21 protein-coding genes are annotated in these 21,112 nt (G+C 35.9%); 20 read left to right on the forward strand and 1 reads right to left on the reverse strand.

The annotated features are described in order from the left end of the window. Window positions 1–21 precede the first annotated feature (21 nt). From gpr to lepA, 3 genes are all read left to right on the forward strand, one after another. Window positions 22–1,050 (forward strand): GPR endopeptidase, encoded by a 1,029-nt coding sequence (gpr, locus tag ACH0B5_RS04790; protein ID WP_122971363.1) that lies wholly within the window; start codon window positions 22–24, stop codon window positions 1,048–1,050. Between the two features lie 48 nt (window positions 1,051–1,098). Next, entirely contained in the window at window positions 1,099–1,962 is an 864-nt protein-coding gene (spoIIP, locus tag ACH0B5_RS04795; RefSeq protein ID WP_406927478.1) for a stage II sporulation protein P, read from the forward strand. A 299-nt stretch (window positions 1,963–2,261) separates the two neighbouring features. After that, on the forward strand, window positions 2,262–4,094 hold the full coding sequence (gene lepA, locus ACH0B5_RS04800; protein WP_122971361.1) for a translation elongation factor 4: 1,833 nt from the start codon (window positions 2,262–2,264) through the stop codon (window positions 4,092–4,094). A 190-nt stretch (window positions 4,095–4,284) separates the two neighbouring features. On the opposite strand, the gene ACH0B5_RS04805 is transcribed toward lepA, so the two are convergent. Then, the gene (locus ACH0B5_RS04805; RefSeq protein ID WP_341362298.1) at window positions 4,285–4,464 is read right to left on the reverse strand and encodes a hypothetical protein; all 180 of its coding nucleotides are present in this window, start codon (window positions 4,462–4,464) and stop codon (window positions 4,285–4,287) included. Between the two features lie 572 nt (window positions 4,465–5,036). Between ACH0B5_RS04805 and ACH0B5_RS04810 the strand changes: the two genes are divergently transcribed. From ACH0B5_RS04810 to ACH0B5_RS04890, 17 genes are all read left to right on the forward strand, one after another. Next, window positions 5,037–5,360 carry a hypothetical protein gene (locus ACH0B5_RS04810; RefSeq protein WP_122971359.1) on the forward strand — a complete coding sequence of 108 codons (324 nt, stop codon included), beginning with the start codon at window positions 5,037–5,039 and terminating at the stop codon, window positions 5,358–5,360. 133 nt (window positions 5,361–5,493) lie between these two features. Further along, window positions 5,494–6,639, forward strand: coding sequence for a radical SAM family heme chaperone HemW (hemW, locus tag ACH0B5_RS04815; protein WP_341362297.1), 1,146 nt, complete (start codon window positions 5,494–5,496; stop codon window positions 6,637–6,639). A gap of 90 nt (window positions 6,640–6,729) precedes the next feature. After that, window positions 6,730–7,764, forward strand: a complete 1,035-nt coding sequence (gene hrcA, locus ACH0B5_RS04820) for a heat-inducible transcriptional repressor HrcA (protein ID WP_341362296.1) — start codon at window positions 6,730–6,732, stop codon at window positions 7,762–7,764. Between the two features lie 12 nt (window positions 7,765–7,776). Further along, window positions 7,777–8,349 carry a nucleotide exchange factor GrpE gene (gene grpE, locus ACH0B5_RS04825; protein WP_406927479.1) on the forward strand — a complete coding sequence of 191 codons (573 nt, stop codon included), beginning with the start codon at window positions 7,777–7,779 and terminating at the stop codon, window positions 8,347–8,349. A 63-nt stretch (window positions 8,350–8,412) separates the two neighbouring features. Then, entirely contained in the window at window positions 8,413–10,245 is a 1,833-nt protein-coding gene (dnaK, locus tag ACH0B5_RS04830) for a molecular chaperone DnaK (RefSeq protein ID WP_122971355.1), read from the forward strand. A gap of 179 nt (window positions 10,246–10,424) precedes the next feature. Further along, window positions 10,425–11,543 carry a molecular chaperone DnaJ gene (gene dnaJ, locus ACH0B5_RS04835; protein ID WP_406927480.1) on the forward strand — a complete coding sequence of 373 codons (1,119 nt, stop codon included), beginning with the start codon at window positions 10,425–10,427 and terminating at the stop codon, window positions 11,541–11,543. A gap of 84 nt (window positions 11,544–11,627) precedes the next feature. Next, a complete protein-coding gene (gene prmA / locus ACH0B5_RS04840) occupies window positions 11,628–12,566 on the forward strand; it encodes a 50S ribosomal protein L11 methyltransferase (protein ID WP_341362970.1) in 939 nt (312 codons plus the stop codon). Window positions 12,567–12,646: 80 nt separating this feature from the next. Beyond that, window positions 12,647–13,390 (forward strand): 16S rRNA (uracil(1498)-N(3))-methyltransferase, encoded by a 744-nt coding sequence (locus ACH0B5_RS04845; protein WP_122971353.1) that lies wholly within the window; start codon window positions 12,647–12,649, stop codon window positions 13,388–13,390. A gap of 16 nt (window positions 13,391–13,406) precedes the next feature. Beyond that, the gene (mtaB, locus tag ACH0B5_RS04850) at window positions 13,407–14,741 is read left to right on the forward strand and encodes a tRNA (N(6)-L-threonylcarbamoyladenosine(37)-C(2))-methylthiotransferase MtaB (protein ID WP_122971352.1); all 1,335 of its coding nucleotides are present in this window, start codon (window positions 13,407–13,409) and stop codon (window positions 14,739–14,741) included. A 187-nt stretch (window positions 14,742–14,928) separates the two neighbouring features. Further along, window positions 14,929–15,597 (forward strand): deoxyribose-phosphate aldolase, encoded by a 669-nt coding sequence (gene deoC / locus ACH0B5_RS04855; protein ID WP_122971351.1) that lies wholly within the window; start codon window positions 14,929–14,931, stop codon window positions 15,595–15,597. Window positions 15,598–15,707: 110 nt separating this feature from the next. Further along, window positions 15,708–15,881 carry a 30S ribosomal protein S21 gene (gene rpsU, locus ACH0B5_RS04860; RefSeq protein ID WP_004227078.1) on the forward strand — a complete coding sequence of 58 codons (174 nt, stop codon included), beginning with the start codon at window positions 15,708–15,710 and terminating at the stop codon, window positions 15,879–15,881. Between the two features lie 296 nt (window positions 15,882–16,177). Next, the gene (locus tag ACH0B5_RS04865; RefSeq protein WP_122971350.1) at window positions 16,178–17,074 is read left to right on the forward strand and encodes an NfeD family protein; all 897 of its coding nucleotides are present in this window, start codon (window positions 16,178–16,180) and stop codon (window positions 17,072–17,074) included. Further along, the gene (gene floA / locus ACH0B5_RS04870; protein WP_122971349.1) at window positions 17,064–18,062 is read left to right on the forward strand and encodes a flotillin-like protein FloA; all 999 of its coding nucleotides are present in this window, start codon (window positions 17,064–17,066) and stop codon (window positions 18,060–18,062) included. Before ACH0B5_RS04865 ends, floA begins: the two co-directional genes overlap by 11 nt. A gap of 37 nt (window positions 18,063–18,099) precedes the next feature. Next, window positions 18,100–18,597 (forward strand): hypothetical protein, encoded by a 498-nt coding sequence (locus ACH0B5_RS04875; RefSeq protein WP_122971348.1) that lies wholly within the window; start codon window positions 18,100–18,102, stop codon window positions 18,595–18,597. A 99-nt stretch (window positions 18,598–18,696) separates the two neighbouring features. Beyond that, window positions 18,697–18,948 (forward strand): hypothetical protein, encoded by a 252-nt coding sequence (locus ACH0B5_RS04880; RefSeq protein WP_122971347.1) that lies wholly within the window; start codon window positions 18,697–18,699, stop codon window positions 18,946–18,948. Continuing rightward, window positions 18,935–20,062: a sporulation protein YqfD gene (locus ACH0B5_RS04885; RefSeq protein ID WP_341362293.1), complete on the forward strand. Its 1,128-nt coding sequence runs from the start codon at window positions 18,935–18,937 to the stop codon at window positions 20,060–20,062. The genes ACH0B5_RS04880 and ACH0B5_RS04885 overlap by 14 nt, the downstream gene beginning before the upstream one ends. Before the next feature lie 3 nt (window positions 20,063–20,065). Then, window positions 20,066–21,022, forward strand: a complete 957-nt coding sequence (locus ACH0B5_RS04890; protein WP_122971345.1) for a PhoH family protein — start codon at window positions 20,066–20,068, stop codon at window positions 21,020–21,022. Window positions 21,023–21,112: the final 90 nt, after the last annotated feature.

A 21,112-nucleotide genomic window follows, 5' to 3' on the forward strand; every position in this document is an offset into this window, starting at 1 on the left:
ATAGAAAATGAGGTGATAAAAATGATAGAAGTAAATTGGAGTAGAACGGACTTAATTGATGAATCCCAAGAAGTAGTTGAGCATCAGACGAAAAACCAAAAGGAAAAAATAGCCCATTCTAGCGGTGTTTCGATAGATGAGTTTAATGAAGGACGTGTAAAAGTTACAAAAGTTTTAGTAGATAAAAATGGGGAAGAACAAATCGGAAAAAAAGAAGGGAAATATATTACACTCTCCGTTCCGACTTTGACGGTAGATGATAATAATGGGTTTGAACAACTAGAAAAAGCATTTACCAAATATCTCGACGACATCCATAAAGATATAAAATTAACGAAAGATAGTAAAGTTCTTGTAATCGGTTTAGGAAACAAAACGATCACACCAGACGCCGTTGGACCTTTTGCAATTGATGCGATGCAAAATGAGCAGTCTGAAAACCCGAGTGATCATTTTATTATGTATGCGCCGGGAGTAACAGGACAAACAGGCTTTGAAACGAGTGATTTCATCCTTGCGTTAACGGAGAAAATTAAACCTTCTTTAGTTTTAGTAATCGATGCTTTAGCAACAAGGGGAAGTTCCCGATTATGTAAAACAATTCAAATTACAAATACCGGAATTCACCCTGGTTCTGGTGTAGGGAATCAGCGTACAGAAGTATCGAAGGAAGTAATGGGTGTACCTGTTACAGCAATCGGTGTTCCGACAGTCGTTGATGCGACAGTGATTATTGCAGATGCCATCGATAGTGTATTTCGTTCTATCGCTGCGAAAATAGAAGAAAGGGGAAAACCATCTGGAAAATTATCTGTTACTTCATGGACACCGGAATCCAACGATAGAGTCGATTTAAATCTTATTAAACCGATATTTGGTGAATGGTCGACATGGTCAACAAATGATCGACTACAACTTTTTGAGGAAGCATTCGCATCCCATCCTGAGAGACTAATTGTAACGCCAAAGGAAGTAGATGTTTGGATTACGAAATATTCGATTTTAATTAGTAAATGTCTCTTTAATTGGATGGAACATAAAATCAAATAGTTCTAAAATGACCTCTCCCTCCATATCGTAGTGGAAGGAGAGGATGTCATGTTAAAAAGATTAAAAGTACTATCAATTTTTCTAGTCTTCTTTTTTATGTTGCCAATTATTACAGGACTATTGCCTTTTCCCAACAATGAAAAATACGAGCCTTCTTTAGCTGAAGAAAAGAAAGTAGTCTATGCGTCAACGGAAGTTAACTCATCGGAAGTAAGTTCTGAAGGAGTAACAGCAACAGAAGTAACTGCTACAGATGTGTCAATGCCAGTCGATCCTTTTGATGTATTGTTTGTGTTTACGCATTCTCACGAAACATATAAGCCGTTTGTTGAAAATGAAAGAGGAACCGTCGCCGTTTATGATGACAAAAGTAATTTATTTTCCATGTCAAAGGTGATGGAAGATTATTTTAAATTAAACGGTTTAAATGCTAAAACCCTTGATGTAGACGTGATGTCGGTCATGAAGAAAAATGGTTCAGCATTTTCTTCCGCATATGATACTGTACGACCTTACATTAGTAAGGAACTAGAAAAAACACAGTATGACCTTATTTTAGATGTACATCGGGATGCAACTGCCCATGACAAATCGACGATAACCCATAATAAGGTTGGATATGCAAAGATCGCCTTTGTAATCGGTGCTGAAAATCCAAATTATAAAACGAATTTATCTTATGCCAACACTTTAAGTCAGACGATGAATCAAATTGTTCCAAATATTTCAAGAGGAACGATAAAAAAATCTGGTGCAGGAGTGGATGGCGTGTACAACCAAGATTTAGCAGAAAATCTTTTATTAATTGAAATTGGTGGAATTGATAATACGGAAGATGAAGTCTATCGCACTGTTGCTGTTCTTGCTCAAGCCATTGCTAAATCGTATGTAAAACAAGAAGAAAGTGCCTAGTTTGTCAATTGTGCAGACGGATAATTACGTTTTTTCTCACTACATGATTGCTAAAGGTGTTGTGTCACTGCTATAATTCAAGTTAGTTTAGCCTTTTTTCGAAGGAATTGTAAATAGAGGTAATTCAAAGCGGGTTACCAATTTTTCAGTATGAATCCGTACTGATAAAGGTTAAAGCCTCCAGCGTTTATCTAAGATTCGATACAGGTACCTTTTCGGTACAAAGTGAATCTTTGACCATTCTGCATTTAACGGCAGAATATACGCGGGAGGCGTATTTGATTAGGAGTGAACACGACATGAATCGAGAAGAACGTTTAAAACGACAAGAAAACATACGGAATTTTTCTATCATTGCCCATATCGATCACGGTAAATCTACATTAGCAGACCGAATTTTAGAAAAAACAAAAGCATTAACTGCCCGTGAAATGAAGGCACAGCTATTGGACTCGATGGATTTAGAACGTGAAAGAGGTATTACGATCAAATTAAATGCAGTCCAATTAAAATATTTAGCGAAGAATGGAGAAACGTATACATTCCATCTTATTGATACGCCAGGACACGTCGATTTTACCTATGAAGTTTCCCGTAGTCTTGCTGCGTGTGAAGGAGCTATACTAGTTGTCGATGCTGCACAAGGTATTGAAGCTCAAACGTTAGCAAACGTTTATTTAGCTTTAGATAATGACTTAGAGATTCTCCCAGTTATTAATAAAATTGATTTACCTGCAGCAGATCCTGAGCGTGTACGAGGAGAAGTTGAGGATGTAATTGGACTTGATGCATCCGAGGCTGTGTTGGCATCTGCAAAAGCGGGAATTGGGATTGATGATTTACTAGAGCAAATCGTGGAAAAAGTTCCTGCACCTACAGGAGATCCGGATGCTCCATTACAAGCTTTAATCTTTGACTCTTTATACGATGCATACAAAGGCGTAGTGACCTCCATTCGAATTGTTAATGGCACAGTTAAACCAGGAGATAAAATCCGTATGATGGCTACAGGAGCTGAATTTGAAGTTGTTGAAGTAGGTGTACATACTCCGAAGATTACGCCAGTAGCTGAATTAACAGTTGGTGATGTAGGTTATTTAACAGCTTCGATTAAATCGGTAGGAGATACAAGAGTAGGGGATACAATTACTTCTGTGACGAATCCAGCTAGTGAACCGCTGCCAGGGTATCGTAAATTAAATCCGATGGTATATTGTGGTCTATATCCGATTGATACTGCGAAATATAATGATTTACGTGAGGCCCTTGAAAAATTAGAGTTAAATGACTCGGCATTACAATTTGAACCAGAAACTTCTCAAGCTTTAGGTTTTGGTTTCCGTTGTGGTTTTTTAGGACTATTGCATATGGAAATTGTGCAAGAAAGATTAGAACGAGAATTTAATATTGATTTAATTACAACAGCTCCTTCTGTTATTTATGATGTTACTTTAACGGATGGAAGTTCTGTAAAAGTGGACAACCCTTCGATGATGCCGGATCCACAAAAAATTGACCATGTGGAAGAACCATATGTTAAGGCGACGATTATGGTGCCAAATGATTATGTAGGGGCAGTAATGGAATTATGTCAAATGAAGCGCGGTACGTTTATTGGGATGGACTATCTTGATACTACCCGTGTAAGTATCCAATATGAAATTCCATTATCCGAAATTGTGTATGACTTCTTTGATTATTTAAAATCAAATACAAAAGGTTATGCGTCCTTTGACTATGAGCTGATTGGATATAAACCTTCGAAGTTAGTAAAAATGGATATTCTACTAAATGGTGAGCAAGTGGATGCACTAAGTTTCATCGTACATCGGGACTTTGCCTATGAGCGCGGAAAAGTGATTGTTGAAAAATTAAAAGAATTAATTCCTCGTCAACAATTTGAAGTACCTGTACAAGCTGCCATTGGTCAAAAAATTATTGCCCGTTCTACTATTAAAGCGATGCGGAAAAACGTTCTTGCAAAATGTTATGGTGGAGATATTTCACGTAAACGTAAACTTCTTGATAAACAAAAAGAAGGTAAAAAACGTATGAAGCAAGTTGGTTCTGTAGAAGTGCCTCAAGAAGCGTTTATGGCTGTATTGAAAATGGATGACAATAATAAAAAATAATCATCTAACGTTTCAAAAGGTTGTGTTTTAACGTTATTGAAATATGAGCGGTGGGGATTACTACTGTTTATAATTACAACAGCATCTGCTTTTGCCATCAATGAATGAAAGGACATAGCGGTCTTCTATTATTGAAGATTTGCTATGTCTTTTATTTGATGTTACTTGTTAAAGTGTAAAGGATATTTGATTATTTACCCGTTTTATTATGAATGATCCATTCGGTTAGTTGATATGCGTGGATTAAAGAAAAGGCTATGATTTTAGAGTCCTCCCTCGAAAGTTCTAAACCATTCATAACATAATTATTACCATTGAAATAGACAGCAATCATCTTTTCTAATCTTTCAGCAACATCAATAACTTTCAATCATTAATCTCTCCTTGTCGATAGTTTTCAGCTTCGGGTCAATTGAATTGAAAGATCTATTAATACGATGTATTGCTAAACATTATAATTTAAAGGATTTATTAGATGAAAACTCTCTCTTAATCTACTTTTTCTGAAAAAAATTAGTTCGGTATAATTTAAAGCATTTCGTAGGATGAAATGGCATTATTTAGACCAATTTACGCTATTAAATATATTATTTGGAAAAACAGTAATTGAACTAGTGCAATAGTCGATAATAAAATTGGAAGGTAAGAAAAAATATTGGATACAAAATAGATAGAATTGTATACAGAAAAGTCTTACTAATATAGGTTTTTAGCAGGTTAAGCTTTCTTTTTGGAAGTTGACCTGTTTTTTATTGCAACATATAAAGAATAACGTGAAATGGACTGAAAAAAATCGTTTCATTTTTGCTCTTTATGAAATAAATTCGCTATAGTACAATTTGTCTATAAAAACCAAGCTTAGAACTAAACTTTGCTAAAAGTTGATATTTACATGATTTGATTTTCTTCATTTGATAAAACAGCGAAGGAGATGTAGTAAAGATGAGTAATATGGGGCAAGTAGAAATTCCAGAATGGTTTGAATTAGATGGCTTAGAAGTGTTGAACACAATTATAAATGATCAGCAGCTAAATGGTATTTTATTAGCCGGTGATAATTTGGAGCAAGCCCGTCCGTACAATCCTGTCGTCAGAATATACTTAATTAACTTACAACAAGAAAAATATGAGATTGTAAGGGAAGTCGGTGCAGTTACTTTTAAGTCTAAAGAAGAGGTAACTGACTTCGCATCAAATATAACATCTTATTCATTAATCGATTTATTTTATAATCTACATAATAAACAAATTGAAGTTACAATATAATTTTCATGGACCTGTTTTTACGGGTCCTTTTTTTATTAAATTAAAATGTTTTTGAACTGTAAAATTGAAATTTTATATTGAAAGGGTACAATAGAGAGAAATGGATATTTTTCATTAGAAAGAAGGGATTTTAATGGCGCGAGGTGTCTACATACATATTCCTTTCTGTCATCAAATTTGTAATTACTGTGATTTCAACAAAGTATTTTTTAAAAATCAACCAGTTGATGAATATATAGAAGCTGTTGGAAAAGAAATTGAAATGGCTGTCCGCAAATCACCGGAACAATTTCAAGAAATTGAAACGGTCTACCTTGGCGGTGGAACGCCTACCGCATTATCAGCAAAACAAATTACTAGGCTATTACATCATATCAATTCTATACTCCCGACGAATCAACTAATCGAATTTAGTTCCGAAGCAAATCCTGATGAATTAACAGAGGATAAGCTGGAAGCATTAATAAACGGTGGAGTAAATCGATTAAGTATGGGCGTACAATCCTTTGATCAACAACTATTGAAAAAATTAGGACGTACCCATACGAATGAGCATGTATATGAAACGATTGAACTGGCAAAGAAGATTGGTTTCGATAATATGAGTATTGATTTAATGTATGGTTTACCAGGTCAGACGATGGAACAATGGGAAGATACTTTAATGAAGGCATTGGAATTGGATCTTCCTCACTATTCAGCCTATTCTTTAATTGTTGAACCAAAAACGATTTTTTATATCCAGTATGCAAAAGGGAAATTAAGCTTACCTACTGAAGATTCGGAAGCAGATATGTATGAATTATTAATGAAGAAGATGGCTGAAAAACAAAAGGAACAATATGAAATAAGCAATTTTGCTATGGATGGCCATATTTCAACACATAATAAAATTTATTGGGATAATGATGAGTATGCTGGTTTCGGAGCTGGAGCCCATGGTTATTTGCGAGGAATCCGTTATTCGAATTATGCCCCAATAAAGAAATATATTGAAACAATCCAAAATAATGAACAACCGCTCCTCCGGGAACATAAAGTATCTTTTGAAGAAAAATGTGAAGAGCAAATGTTTTTAGGATTACGAAAAAATGAGGGTGTTTCCTTTGAACAATTTGAGAAAAAATTCGGTGTATCGATGAAGAAACTTTATGGGAACACAATTGAACAACTAAAAATCGAAGACTTATTGCTCGAAGATGAAAAAGGTGTGAAGTTAAGCCATAAAGGTCGTTTTGTCGGCAATGAAGTTTTTCAACGTTTTTTATTGGAAGATTAAAGCGATTCCGTTGACATCATTTGAGAGATTTGATAATTTAAATATAGTATTAGCACTCTAAGTTAATGAGTGCTAACAGAGGTGATGACTATGTTAACAAATCGACAATTACAAATTTTGCAAGTAATCGTTGATGATTTTGTTAATTCAGCTCAACCAGTAGGGTCACGCCAAATTTCGAAGAAAGAATGGATCACTTATAGCCCTGCAACTATCCGAAATGAGATGGCTGATTTAGAGGAATTAGGGTTTTTAGAAAAAACACATACTTCTTCTGGACGTGTACCTTCTGAAAAAGGGTATCGATATTATGTGGACCATTTGTTACAGCCTATTTCAATGTCTGAAAGAGAAATTGGGTTAGTTCAATCTATTTTTAAAAATCAAATTGTAGAGATGGAACAAGTAATTCGTGAATCTGCCAATATATTGTCTGATTTAACATCCTATACAACGATTTTACTTGGACCAAATGTAAGCAAACATCGTGTGAAACGATTCCAAATTGTTCCTTTAACTGAGCAAACAGCTGTTGCGATTATTGTGACAGATAATGGACACGTGGAAAATCGCACCATTACTCTCCCTCAAGGATTTATTCCTGTAGATATAGAAAAAACAGTTAACATTTTAAACGAACGTTTAGTGGGTGTTTCATTGCTCGAACTGCAAAGTCGACTTGAATTAGAAACCTTTGAAGTACTAAGGCAGCATGTAAAAACAGCAGATTCTATTATCCAATCTTTAAAAAATGTTGCTTTCGCGCAAAATGAAGGGAAAATTTATTTTGGCGGAAAAACAAATATGTTAAATCAACCCGAGTTTCACGATTTAAATAAAGTTCGCGCCTTAATGGAGATGATGGAAAAAGAGAGTCAAGTGATCTCCCTATTCCATCCTGGTGACAGAGGAATCCATATTCGAATTGGTTCTGAAAATAATCATTTGGCGATGGATGATCTAAGTGTTATTACAGCCACATATTCCGTTGGCAAAGAGCAAGAAGGTTCCATTGCGATTATTGGACCAACACGTATGGATTATCAACGTGCTGTTTCTTTATTAGATGTGATGCGAAGTGGACTTTCTCGTGTGCTCTCAAATAAATCGACTAATGGGTTATAAGGAGGATTCATTGTGTCTGAAACGACAGAAAACAAACAACAAGAAGTAACAGAACAAACAAATGAAGAAGTAACGAATAACACGGAAAATGAGCAAAACGAGGAACAAACGGAACTAACCGTTGAAGAGCAATTAAATTTAAAAATTGCGGAATTGGAAACGAAACTTCAAGAAGAAGAAAATCGTTTCTTACGTTTACGTGCGGATTTTGATAATATGCGTCGCCGTAATCAACTTGATAGAGAAGCTTCTGAAAAATATCGAGCTCAAAAATTACTGACTGACTTATTACCGGTTCTAGATAATCTTGAACGGGCGTTACAAGTGGAAGTGAGCTCCGATGATGCAGTTTCTTTATATAAAGGCATTGAAATGGTCTATAAAACATTTATCGAAGCTGCAAAACAGGAAGGATTAGAAGTCATCCCTGCTGAAGGGGAAGCTTTCGATCCAACTGTACATCAAGCAGTCATGCAAGAAAATGATTCTGAAAAAGAATCTGGCATTGTTATACGCGAACTTCAAAAAGGATATAAATTAAAAGATCGTGTATTAAGACCATCAATGGTTTCAGTAAATGAATAATAAACGTATTTAATTTAGAAAGAGCACAAATGGTGTTTTAAATAATAGGAGGTAAAATTTAATATGAGCAAAATTATTGGTATTGACTTAGGGACAACAAACTCTTGTGTAGCAGTATTAGAAGGTGGGGAACCAAAGGTAATTCCAAATCCAGAAGGTAACCGTACAACTCCTTCTGCTGTTTCATTTAAAAATGGTGAACGTCAAGTTGGGGAAGTGGCAAAACGCCAATCAATTACAAACCCTAACACAATTTTGTCTATTAAATCAAAAATGGGTACTTCTGAAAAAGTAACAATTGAAGATAAAGAATATACTCCTCAAGAAGTATCAGCAATGATTTTACAATACTTAAAAGGATATGCTGAAGAATACTTAGGTGAAAAAGTAACGAAAGCTGTAATTACTGTTCCAGCTTACTTCAACGACGCTCAACGTCAAGCAACAAAAGATGCTGGTAAAATTGCTGGTCTTGAAGTAGAACGTATTATTAACGAACCAACAGCAGCAGCCCTAGCATACGGTTTAGATAAACAAGATCAAGATCAAAAAATTCTAGTATTTGACCTTGGTGGTGGTACATTCGACGTATCAATCCTTGAATTAGGGGATGGCGTATTCGAAGTACTTGCTACTGCTGGGGATAACAAACTTGGTGGAGATGACTTCGACCAAAAAGTAATTGATTACTTAGTTGACGAATTTAAAAAAGAAAATGGTATTGATTTATCGAAAGATAAAATGGCTATGCAACGTTTAAAAGATGCGGCTGAAAAAGCGAAAAAAGATTTATCTGGTGTTACATCTACTCAAATTTCATTACCATTCATTACAGCAGGAGCTGAAGGTCCACTTCACTTAGAAGTAAACTTAACTCGTGCAAAATTCGATGAAATTACGCGTGATTTAGTAGAACGTACAATTATCCCAACTCGTCAAGCTCTTAAAGATGCTGGCTTAAGCGCATCAGATTTAGATAAAGTAATTTTAGTTGGTGGTTCTACTCGTATTCCAGCAGTTCAAGAGGCAGTTAAACGTGAAACTGGTCAAGAGCCACATAAAGGTGTAAACCCAGACGAAGTTGTCGCAATGGGTGCTGCAGTTCAAGGTGGCGTATTAACGGGTGATGTAAAAGATATCGTTTTACTTGACGTAACTCCGCTTTCTCTTGGTATTGAAACAATGGGTGGCGTATTTACAAAATTAATCGAACGCAACACAACAATCCCAACTTCAAAATCACAAGTTTTCTCAACAGCCGCTGATAACCAACCAGCTGTAGATATCCATGTGTTACAAGGTGAACGTCCAATGGCTGCTGATAACAAAACTTTAGGACGTTTCCAATTAGCTGATATCCCACCAGCACCACGTGGTGTACCTCAAATCGAAGTAACATTTGATATTGATAAAAACGGTATCGTTTCAGTTAAAGCAAAAGATTTAGGTACTCAAAAAGAGCAAACAATTGTAATTCAATCCGATTCAGGTTTATCTGATGAAGAAATCGAACGTATGGTAAAAGATGCTGAAGCAAATGCTGAAGCTGATGCAAAACGTAAAGAAGAAGCAGAACTTCGCAATGAAGCAGACCAATTAGTGTTCCAAGTGGATAAAACTATTTCGGATCTTGGGGAACAAATTACAGAAGACGAGAAAAAATCAGTTGAAGATGCAAAAGAGGAATTGAAAAAAGCATTAGAAGCTGGTGAAATCGAAGGAATTAAATCGTCGAAAGAAAAATTAGAAGGCGTTTTACAACCTTTAGTAATGAAAGTCTATGAACAAGCAGCAGCAGCGGCTCAAGCGGCACAAGGTGAAGCAGGAGCAGATGCTGGTAAAAAAGACGACGGCGTTGTAGATGCTGACTTTGAAGAAGTAAAAGACGATAAATAATTTTCAGATGATAAGATAGATGGGAACAAGAAAAAGTCAAAGCCTGAAAATGGACTTTGACTTTTTCATTGCAAATAGATGTCAATTTTGAAAATTTGAGATAATAAAAACAAACTTCATATACAGTATATTTTGAACATGTTACAATATACGTTATGTAAAAGAGCGGAGTGTGACCGATGAGTAAACGCGATTATTATGAAGTGCTTGGTGTAAGTAAAAGCGCTAGCAAAGATGAAATCAAGAAAGCGTATCGCAAACTTTCTAAACAGTATCACCCTGATTTAAATAAAGAAGCAGGTGCTGATGAAAAATTTAAAGAAATAGCTGAAGCGTATGAAGTGTTAAGTGATGATTCGAAACGCGCCCAATATGACCAATTTGGTCATGACGGTCCAAGTCAAGGAGGATTTGGCGGATTCGGTGGTTCCGGATTCGGTGGCTTTGAAGATATTTTCAGTTCATTTTTCGGTGGAGGAAGCCGTCGGTCTGATCCGAATGCACCAAGAAAAGGGGATGATCTACAATACCGTATGAACATTTCCTTTGAAGATGCTGTATTCGGTAAGCAAACAGAAATTGAAATTCCAAAAGAAGAAACTTGTGATACATGTCATGGATCTGGGGCAAAACCAGGTACAAGTCCAAAAACATGTTCAACATGTAATGGTTCCGGTGAAGTAAATCAAGCAGTTGATACGCCATTTGGACGTATGGTTAACCGTCGTACATGTAGCACATGTCGTGGAACAGGTAAAATTATTACAGATAAATGTTTATCTTGTCATGGAGCTGGAACAGTTCAAAAACGTAAAAAAATCAAAGTTACAATCCCTGCCGGAGTTGATGATGGTCAACAATTACGCGTATCAGGTCAAGGAGAACCAGGTATAAATGGTGGACCAGCAGGGGATTTATATATTGTATTTAATGTGAAAAACCATCCATATTTTGAACGGGATGGCGATGATATTTACTACGAATTAAAATTAACTTTCCCTCAAGCGGCTTTAGGAGATGAAATCGAAGTTCCTACAATTCATGGGAAAGTAAAATTAAAAATTCCAGCTGGAACTCAATCGGGAGCTCAATTCCGAATTAAAGATAAAGGTGTTAAAAACGTCCATGGTTATGGAACTGGTCACCAATATGTCATCGTGAAAGTCATGACACCAACAAAATTAACGGAAAAACAAAAGCAATTGTTGCGTGATTTTGCTGAAATTAGTGGCGATATACCAGAAGAACAAGGTAGTTCTTTATTCGATAAAATAAAAAAAACATTTAAAGGCGAATAAAATCAATGCGTCCATTACGTTGGACGCTTGACTTTATTAAGAAAAGCCCAACTTACTAAAATTTATAGGAGGAGCTGATTGCAAGTGAAATGGACAGAATTGTCGGTTTTAACAACAAACGAAGCGGTTGAAGCGATTTCAAATATTTTTCATGAAGCAGGCGCGAGTGGTGTTGTCATAGAAGATTCAACAGAAGTGAAAAAAGAAAGGGTAGATCAATTTGGAGAAATTTATGATTTAAATCCAAAAGATTTTCCAGTAAGTGGAGTAGTAGTCAAAGCTTATTTACCAGCCTCTAGTTTTTTGGCGGAAACTGTTGAAGAAATAAAGCTTGCAATCTCGAATCTTATTAATTTTGATATTAACCTTGGGGAAAATATTTTCACGATTTCTGAAGTGAATGAAGAAGATTGGGCAACAGCTTGGAAACAATATTACCACCCAGTAAAAATTTCTGAGCGCTTTACTATTGTTCCTACATGGGAAGATTATACACCGGTTAGTACGGATGAACTCATCATAGAACTTGATCCAGGTATGGCCTTCGGTACAGGGACTCACCCTACTACTGTTATGTGTCTACAGGCTTTAGAAAAAGTGGTTAATAAAGGGGATACAGTCATTGATGTTGGAACAGGATCGGGTGTTCTTTCCATTGCTGCTGCATTGCTCGGTGCTAAAAACGTCCATGCCCTTGATTTAGACGAGATAGCGGTAAAATCAGCACGGGAAAATATTAAACTGAATAATGTACAACATGTTGCAAAGGTGTTTCATGGTAATTTGCTAGATACTGTAACAGAACAAGCGGATGTTGTGGTGGCAAATATCCTTGCTGAAATTATTATGACATTTACTGACGATGCTTTCTCTATTGTAAAACCAGGGGGATTATACGTTACATCGGGGATTATCAGTGCGAAAAAAGATAGCGTAAAATCAGCTCTAGAAAAATCAGGTTTTATCATCGAAGAAGTATTAATGATGGAAGACTGGGTTGCAATTATTGCAAGAAGACCATAATAAGGAGGAGTTGTCCCATAAAGGGTCAACTCCTTATCATTTTACAAGAAGTTTTCCATTTATCTAGGAGGTGTGATGAAATGCAACGTTATTTTTTAGATGAACCTTTTAACCAAGAAAAAGAGATAACGATTACTGGTGAAAATGCCCGTCATATTTCTAAAGTGATGCGTATGACTACTGGAGATCGAATTGTTGTTGTTTCGAATAACATAGCATATATTTGTGAAATTTTATCTGTTGGGCAAGAAATTGTTGTAAAACAAACCGGTGAAACAATCCCCTCTTCTGAAATGCCTATTCAAGTACATATCGCGTGTGGATTACCGAAAGGGGATAAGTTAGAGTTTATAGCTCAAAAGGGAACGGAATTAGGAATGTATGCTTTAATTCCCTTTAGTGCGGAACGTTCCATTGTAAAGTGGGATGAAAAGAAGGGTGAGAAGAAAACCGAAAGACTTCAAAAAATTGCTCAGGAAGCTGCGGAACAATCCCATCGAAATCATGTTCCGACTATATCCAACCCGATTTCCTTTAAACAATTAATTCGTACACTTTCGAACTATGATGTCGTATTTATAGCGGATGAAGAAGATGCTAAAAAGGAAGTGCGTACGAGATTTGCGGATAAGCTGAAAAAAGTGTATGATAATGAATTGAAGTCTATTTTATTAATTTTCGGTCCTGAAGGTGGCATTTCAAGAAATGAGGCACAAAGTTTATTAGATGCTGGAGCTGAGACAATGTCTCTTGGACCTAGAATATTGCGTGCAGAAACCGCACCATTATATGCGCTATCTGCCATTTCCTATGAATTTGAATGAAAGAGGTGTACTAGCCTTGTCAACGGTGGCTTTTCATACATTAGGCTGTAAAGTAAACCATTACGAAACAGAAGCAATCTGGCAGCTTTTTAAAGAACAAGGATATGAACGTACTGAATTTGAACATCAAGCAGACGTTTATGTCATCAATACATGTACAGTAACAAATACAGGAGATAAAAAATCTCGCCAAGTGATTCGTCGTGCTGTCCGTCAAAATCCTGATGCAGTAATTTGTGTAACGGGTTGCTATGCTCAAACATCACCTGCAGAAATTATGGCAATCCCAGGTGTAGATATTGTTGTCGGAACACAAGATCGTCAAAAGATGCTTGGTTATATCGAACAATACAAACAAGAACGTAAACCAATTAATGCGGTTGGAAATATAATGAAAAACCGTGTTTATGAGGAGTTAGACGTTCCTTATTTTACAGACCGTACCCGTGCTTCCCTTAAAATTCAAGAAGGATGTAACAATTTCTGTACGTTCTGTATTATTCCATGGGCTCGTGGTTTAATGCGTTCCCGGGATCCTCAAGAAGTAATTCGCCAAGCACAACAGCTAGTAGATGCTGGTTATCTTGAAATTGTTCTTACTGGTATTCATACTGGTGGATATGGACAAGACTTTAAAGATTATAACTTAGCACAATTACTTCGTGACCTTGAAGCAAATGTAAAAGGATTAAAACGTTTACGAATTTCTTCCATTGAAGCTTCTCAATTAACGGATGAAGTGATTGAAGTATTGAAAAATTCAAATATCGTTGTTCGACATTTGCACATTCCAATTCAATCGGGTTCAGATACCGTTTTAAAACGAATGCGTCGGAAATATACAATGGATTTCTTTGCAGAACGGCTTGAACGTTTAAATGATGCGTTACCGGATTTAGCGATCACTTCTGACGTTATCGTTGGTTTCCCTGGAGAAACTGAGGAAGAATTTATGGAGACGTATAACTTTATTGCTAAACATAAATTTGCCGAGCTTCACGTCTTCCCGTTCTCTAAACGTACAGGTACACCTGCTGCAAGAATGGAAGATCAAATCGATGAAGAAGTGAAAAATGAACGAGTGCACCGTTTACTTACATTAAACGATCAATTAGCAAAAGAGTATGCTTCTCGCTTTGAAGGAGAAGTATTAGAAATTATCCCTGAAGAACAATATAAAGAATCAAACGAAGAAAACTTATTTGTAGGGTATACAGACAATTATTTACGTGTTGTCTTTGAAGGTAATGAATCGATGATCGGAAAACTTGTAAAAGTGAAGATTACGAAAGCTGGCTACCCATATTGTGAAGGTCAATTTGTACGTGTATTAGAAGAACAAGTACAATAAAGGAAAACGGTAAAACTTGTAATGAGTTTTGCCGTTTTTTATGTAAAAAGAAATGTGTTGTTTTGGGGATACTAATTTGAAGTAAACATCTAAATTATTTTTGAAAATATCTGACATTTCACAAGTTATTGCCGTTAATGGTATGATGGGAGAGGTACGGACAACTTAAGGAAAAGGAGTAATTTTTATGACACAAAATTACGCTTCAATGATTGATCATACATTGTTAAAAGCTGAAACTACAAAAAATCAAATCGAAAAATTATGTGAAGAAGCAAAAAAATATGAATTTGCCTCTGTTTGCGTAAATCCGACGTGGGTTCATTACAGCGCACAACTTTTATCAGGTACAAATGTAAAAGTTTGTACTGTTATCGGTTTTCCATTAGGAGCAACAACTTCAGAAGTGAAAGCTTTTGAAACAAAAAATGCAATTGAAAATGGTGCCCAAGAAATTGATATGGTTATTAATATTGGCGCATTAAAAGACGGCAATTACAATTTAGTTCGAGACGACATTAAAGCTGTCGTAGACGCAGCAAATGGTACTTTAGTAAAAGTAATTATTGAATCATGTTTGTTAACTGATGAAGAGAAAATGAAAGCATGTGAACTTTCTGTAGAAGCAGGCGCAGATTTCGTAAAAACATCTACAGGTTTTTCAACGGGAGGAGCAACTGTTGAAGATGTAGCATTAATGAGAAAAACTGTTGGACCAGAAATCGGTGTAAAAGCTTCAGGTGGGGTAAGAAGTCTTGAAGATATGCAAAAAATGATTGAAGCTGGAGCAACAAGAATTGGTGCAAGTTCAGGTGTTGCGATAATGAATGGATTAATTTCCGATTCTAACTATTAATTCGAATACTTACTATTGACTGTCGCTAGACAATACGATATAATTTTTTAGTACACAAGTTGCTATAGTAGTTTGTGTATTGACGTGTGTTCGGAGGGAGGGAAAGAGAGATGTCAAAAACTGTCGTTAGAAAAAACGAATCGCTTGAAGATGCTCTTCGCCGCTTCAAACGTACTGTATCTAAAAGTGGTACTATTCAAGAAGTAAGAAAACGCGAATTTTATGAAAAACCGAGCGTAAAACGTAAAAAGAAATCAGAAGCTGCACGTAAACGTAAGTGGTAATTTCCTAGACAATCCCTACGTTCATAACACGCAATTTATGATTCACTAAGGAAAAAAATGATATACCCTAGTATTTGAACTTTCAAATACTAGGGTATTTTACATTTTCTTGCCCTTTTTAGTAAAACTAGATGTACATTTTTTTATAGAATAACAATAGAATAATTAAGAATTGGATAGTCGATTCGTGTACAATGAAAATAAATGAGAAAAACCATTCGATTTTTGAAACTTTTTGACGATATAACCGTAGAATTAACTATCAGGAACAGCCCATCTAAGTAAGGAGGGTAGATATGGGGAAAATAATAAAAGGCAGTTGTTTCATGGCATTATTGTTAATATCATTAACGTTTCTTTCCTTCAACTTGTCAGTTAGTGCCAATGGAGAAGAAATAGTTTCATTGAACAGTGGTGTTGTAACTAGCGATACAAAGGAAAGTGCTTTAATAACTGAAACAGCCAATGATTTTTCAGAATTTGTCCAAACCGAAAATGAAGGGGAAGTAGGACAGACAACGTTTTCTGACAAGCTTTTAAATTTTTTGACTAATCCTATTGTTGTGACCTTTTTATTATCGATTGGTGCCCTAGGGTTAGCGATGGAATTATTTTCTCCTGGATTTGGTGTGCCGGGGCTCATCGGCCTATCTTCTTTTGGATTATTTTACTTTGGACATATCGCCTCAGGGTTCGCAACCTATGAATCGATCATAATTTTTGTCATCGGCTTTGCTTTATTAGCAGCGGAATTGTTTATTCCAGGGGGAATAGTCGGACTTATTGGTGGCGCACTGATGATTATCAGTTTATTATTTGCAGGTGAAAGTGTGGTCCATATGGCGTATTCCATTTTAATCGCTATGTTTATCGCTATAATAGGAATGGTGGTATTAATGAAATTCTTTGGGAAAAATTTACACGTCTTTAATAAATTAATATTAAGAGACGCAACGACGACAGAGGAAGGCTATGTATCCAATATCAACCGTGTTGACCTGTTAGGAAGATCCGGATATACGTTGACACCTCTTCGACCTGCAGGAACAATAATAATTGATAACGAACGAATCGATGTCGTTTCAGAAGGAAATTATGTTGATTCAAAAAAGAAAGTGGAAGTTGTGCGTGTAGAAGGTTCACGAGTTGTCGTGAGAGAAATAGAAAAGGGAGTGGAAGAAAATGGTTATTGATGCAGCAGCTATTAGTTTAATTATTACCGCTGTAGTAGTTATTATTGTATTATCAGTCATATTAACTTTTGTTCCAGTAGCACTATGGATTAGTGCCATTGCAGCAGGAGTAAGAGTAAGTATCTTTACATTAATTGGGATGAGATTACGTCGAGTAATTCCAGCTCGTATTGTAAATCCATTAATTAAGGCTCATAAAGCAGGTTTAGACGTATCCATTAACCAATTGGAGTCCCACTATTTAGCTGGTGGTAATGTTGACCGTGTTGTAAATGCTTTAATCGCAGCTCAACGGGCAAATATAGAGTTATCCTTCGAACGTTGTGCCGCTATCGATCTAGCTGGACGTGACGTATTAGAAGCTGTACAAATGTCTGTAAATCCGAAAGTAATTGAAACACCATTTATTGCCGGTGTTGCAATTAACGGGATTGAAGTAAAAGCAAAAGCGAGAATAACAGTAAGAGCAAACTTGGACCGTTTAGTTGGTGGTGCAGGGGAAGATACAATTATTGCCCGTGTCGGTGAAGGGATCGTTTCGACAATCGGTAGTTCTGAAAGCCACTCAAAAGTATTAGAAAATCCTGATTTGATTTCTCAAACGGTACTTTCAAAAGGGTTAGATTCAGGAACAGCCTTTGAAATTTTATCCATTGATATTGCAGACGTAGATGTTGGTAAAAATATTGGGGCAGAACTTCAAATTGAACAGGCACAAGCGGATAAAAATATTGCCCAAGCAAAAGCGGAAGAACGTCGTGCTATGGCAGTAGCAAAAGAACAAGAAATGGTAGCGAAAGTTCAAGAAATGAAAGCAAAAGTAGTAGAAGCAGAAGCAGAAGTCCCAATGGCAATGGCAGAAGCTCTACGTTCTGGAAACTTTGGAATTATGGATTATATGAATTATAAAAATATCCAAGCAGATACTTCCATGAGAGATTCTATTGCGAAAGTAACAAATGATAAACAAGATTCTACGGAAGATTAAAGATATAACACACCTAAAAGAGAGGAGTGTTTAGTTAATGGAAGGCATTATTCTCATGGTGGTCATTTTTATTGTTAGTTCTTTATTTGGTGGTAAAGAAAAGAAAGAACAAAAACCAATGCCACCTTTTAATAATAAACAAACGACTCAAAAATCCCAAACTTCTAATAAAGTAGAACGTAGGGAAACGAGAAAATCGTTGGAAGATTTTGCGAGTGAAGTGTTTCAACAATTAAATGATAAAACTGCTACAAGAACACCCCAGCGTTCCATGGAGAAATCTGCTCAAGAAGTAGCCAGAAGAGCAACAAAAATAGAAAAGGATTTATCGAAACCTGTAACAAAAAATGCAAGACCATCCCTTGATGCAAATCGTTCCAATCGGTCATCAAGTATAACGAGGGTGAAAAATACTAAAGGGAAAATGAAACAAAGGGAAATTGGAAACTTTGTCCCTACGAATAGAGAAGCGTTAGTTCAGGCGATTATTACATCAGAAATTTTAGGACCGCCAAAGGCAAAGCAACATTCCTAATTGTTTGAAGTTTTGCAGTAATTTGTAAGAAACAAAAGGAATCTATACATGCCCCCCTTTTTCAAAGCATATACTTTTGCGAAAGGGGGGCATTTTTAATTGAAAAAATTATTCCAAAAAGATCCATTAATTGAAATCGTAAATAACAGCCAATTAAGGTTGATTGGAACATATAAATTTATTGAAGCGTCTGAACAGCATTGTTCCTTTTTATATGAAGATTTTTCAATTTTAATAAAAGCAAATCGCGTACATATAGATGTATTAAAAGAGGAAGAATTTATTATACATGTTGAAAATTTATTATCAATTGAAATGAAAAGACAGGTGAACGATTATGAAAAAGTTTGATAATCGTCCTGTTGAAATTCGTATAACACGTAACAATGCGGCCCATGCCTTCATTCAAAATTTACATTCGAAAGGTGTAAAAATAAAGAATGTAACCCATTTAGACAATGAAATTCGTTTTGAAATTACAAGGAAAGATATCAATATAGTACGTACGATTAGGAAAAAGTACCGTGTTAAAGTGAAAATCCAATATTTACAAATTTCTAGAATTTTTCAAAAAAATAGTTGGACAGCTATTGGTTTACTGCTACTAATTTGTATCCCAATTGTTGCCTCCCAGTTTGTTTGGAAGGTGGAGGTGCAATCCGATATACCTGAAGTCCGAGTTGCCGTAGAAAAAATCGTAAATGAAAAATTATCCCTCGCCAAGCCTACATTAAGGGGAAAAGTGGAATCGGATTTCGAAATTAGACAAACTATAATGGAAGAGTTAAGAGATTTATCTTGGGTGCATATATTAAAAACAGGTAGTAGTATGACGATTGTTCCACAACTTGCACCGATTACCGATAATAGAGACAATATAAATGAAGGGAAAAATCATTTAATTGCAGCAAAAAGTGGTGTAATTACTCATTTTGAAATTTCTAGTGGAGAACGTCGTGTATTACCGAATACAACTGTATATAAAGGGGATACACTTGTATCAGGGGTTATATCAGTTGGAGATAAATCGGTTGTAGTAGGAGCTTCTGGGGAAGTGTATGCAGACTACTGGTTAGAAACGGAATTTTCGATTCCAAAGGAATTACAACTCATCTCAGCTAGTAGTCGAGAGTGGACGATTGATTTCAAAATGAATAATGATAAAAAGGAGCAGGGAAAATCATTTCAAAAGATCGATTTACCGGAGTGGCTTTCAAAATTTATCGAAATCAAAAGGACTCAAAAGTACATCACTGTAACGGAAGAGATTACAGAAGAACGAATCGAATCGTTTATTTTGCCACTACTGCACGAAAAAATCTTAAAATCTTTACCTCCAAAAACAATTATCAAAAAGGAAAACATTTTGCACGTTACATTCGATGATGATAAAGTGAAAGGGAAAGTCCTATTTTTGGTAAATGAAAACATTGCGGAAAACTACCCAATTGACCAAGGAGATTGATTTATGTCAGAACAATTATCAGAATTGCAAGTAGAAAATCCAAATGAAGCAGTAATGTTACTAGGAATGTCCGATGCAAATATTAAGCTCATTGAAGAAACATTTCAAGTACGCATTATTACTCGTGGTGAAGTAATTCAAATTGCCGGGGAAGAACTTCCGAAACAGCAAGTAAAGGATTTATTAATTGCCCTATTAAGAGTAATTCGAAAAGGGGTTAATATTGATTTGCGGGATGTGGCTACTGCAATCGAAATGGTGAATAAAGGGACAATTGAATATTTTGCTGAATTATATGAAGAGGAAATAGCGAGAAACTTTAAAGGGAAACCTATCCGAGCAAAAACAATCGGTCAACGCGAGTACATAAAAGCGATTCGTCATCATGACCTCGTGTTTGGTATTGGTCCTGCTGGTACTGGGAAAACCTATTTAGCCGTTGTTATGGCAACGCAAAGCTTAAAAAACGGTCATGTTAAACGCATTATTTTAACAAGACCTGCAGTAGAAGCCGGAGAATCATTAGGGTTTTTACCAGGGGATTTAAAGGAAAAGGTTGATCCTTATCTTCGACCATTGTATGATGCACTACATGACATATATGGTCAAGAACAAACCCAACGTTTAATTGAACGGGGAACAATTGAAATTGCACCTTTAGCTTATATGCGTGGTCGTACTTTAGATGACGCCTTTGTTATATTAGATGAGGCGCAAAATACAACCCATATGCAAATGAAAATGTTTTTAACAAGACTTGGATTTGGTTCTAAAATGGTTATTACCGGAGATAAAACACAAATTGATTTACCAAAAAATACGGAGTCAGGTTTAATCATTGCAGAACGTTCATTAAAATTTTTAAAGGATATACAGTTTAAAACGTTAGAGGCTGGAGACGTAGTCCGTCATCCGCTTGTGGCGAAAATTATCCAAGCTTACACAGATCAGGAGTTATAATAAAGATAAGTTTAATACCGGATTATTGTATAGCTCTAAAAATGTGTACGATAAATCGTGCACATTTTTTATTTCTAGTAACTTTTCATG

It is taken from the genome of Ureibacillus sp. 179-F W5.1 NHS (genome assembly GCF_045369345.1).
Classification (GTDB): Bacteria; Bacillota; Bacilli; order Bacillales_A; family Planococcaceae; genus Ureibacillus; species Ureibacillus halotolerans.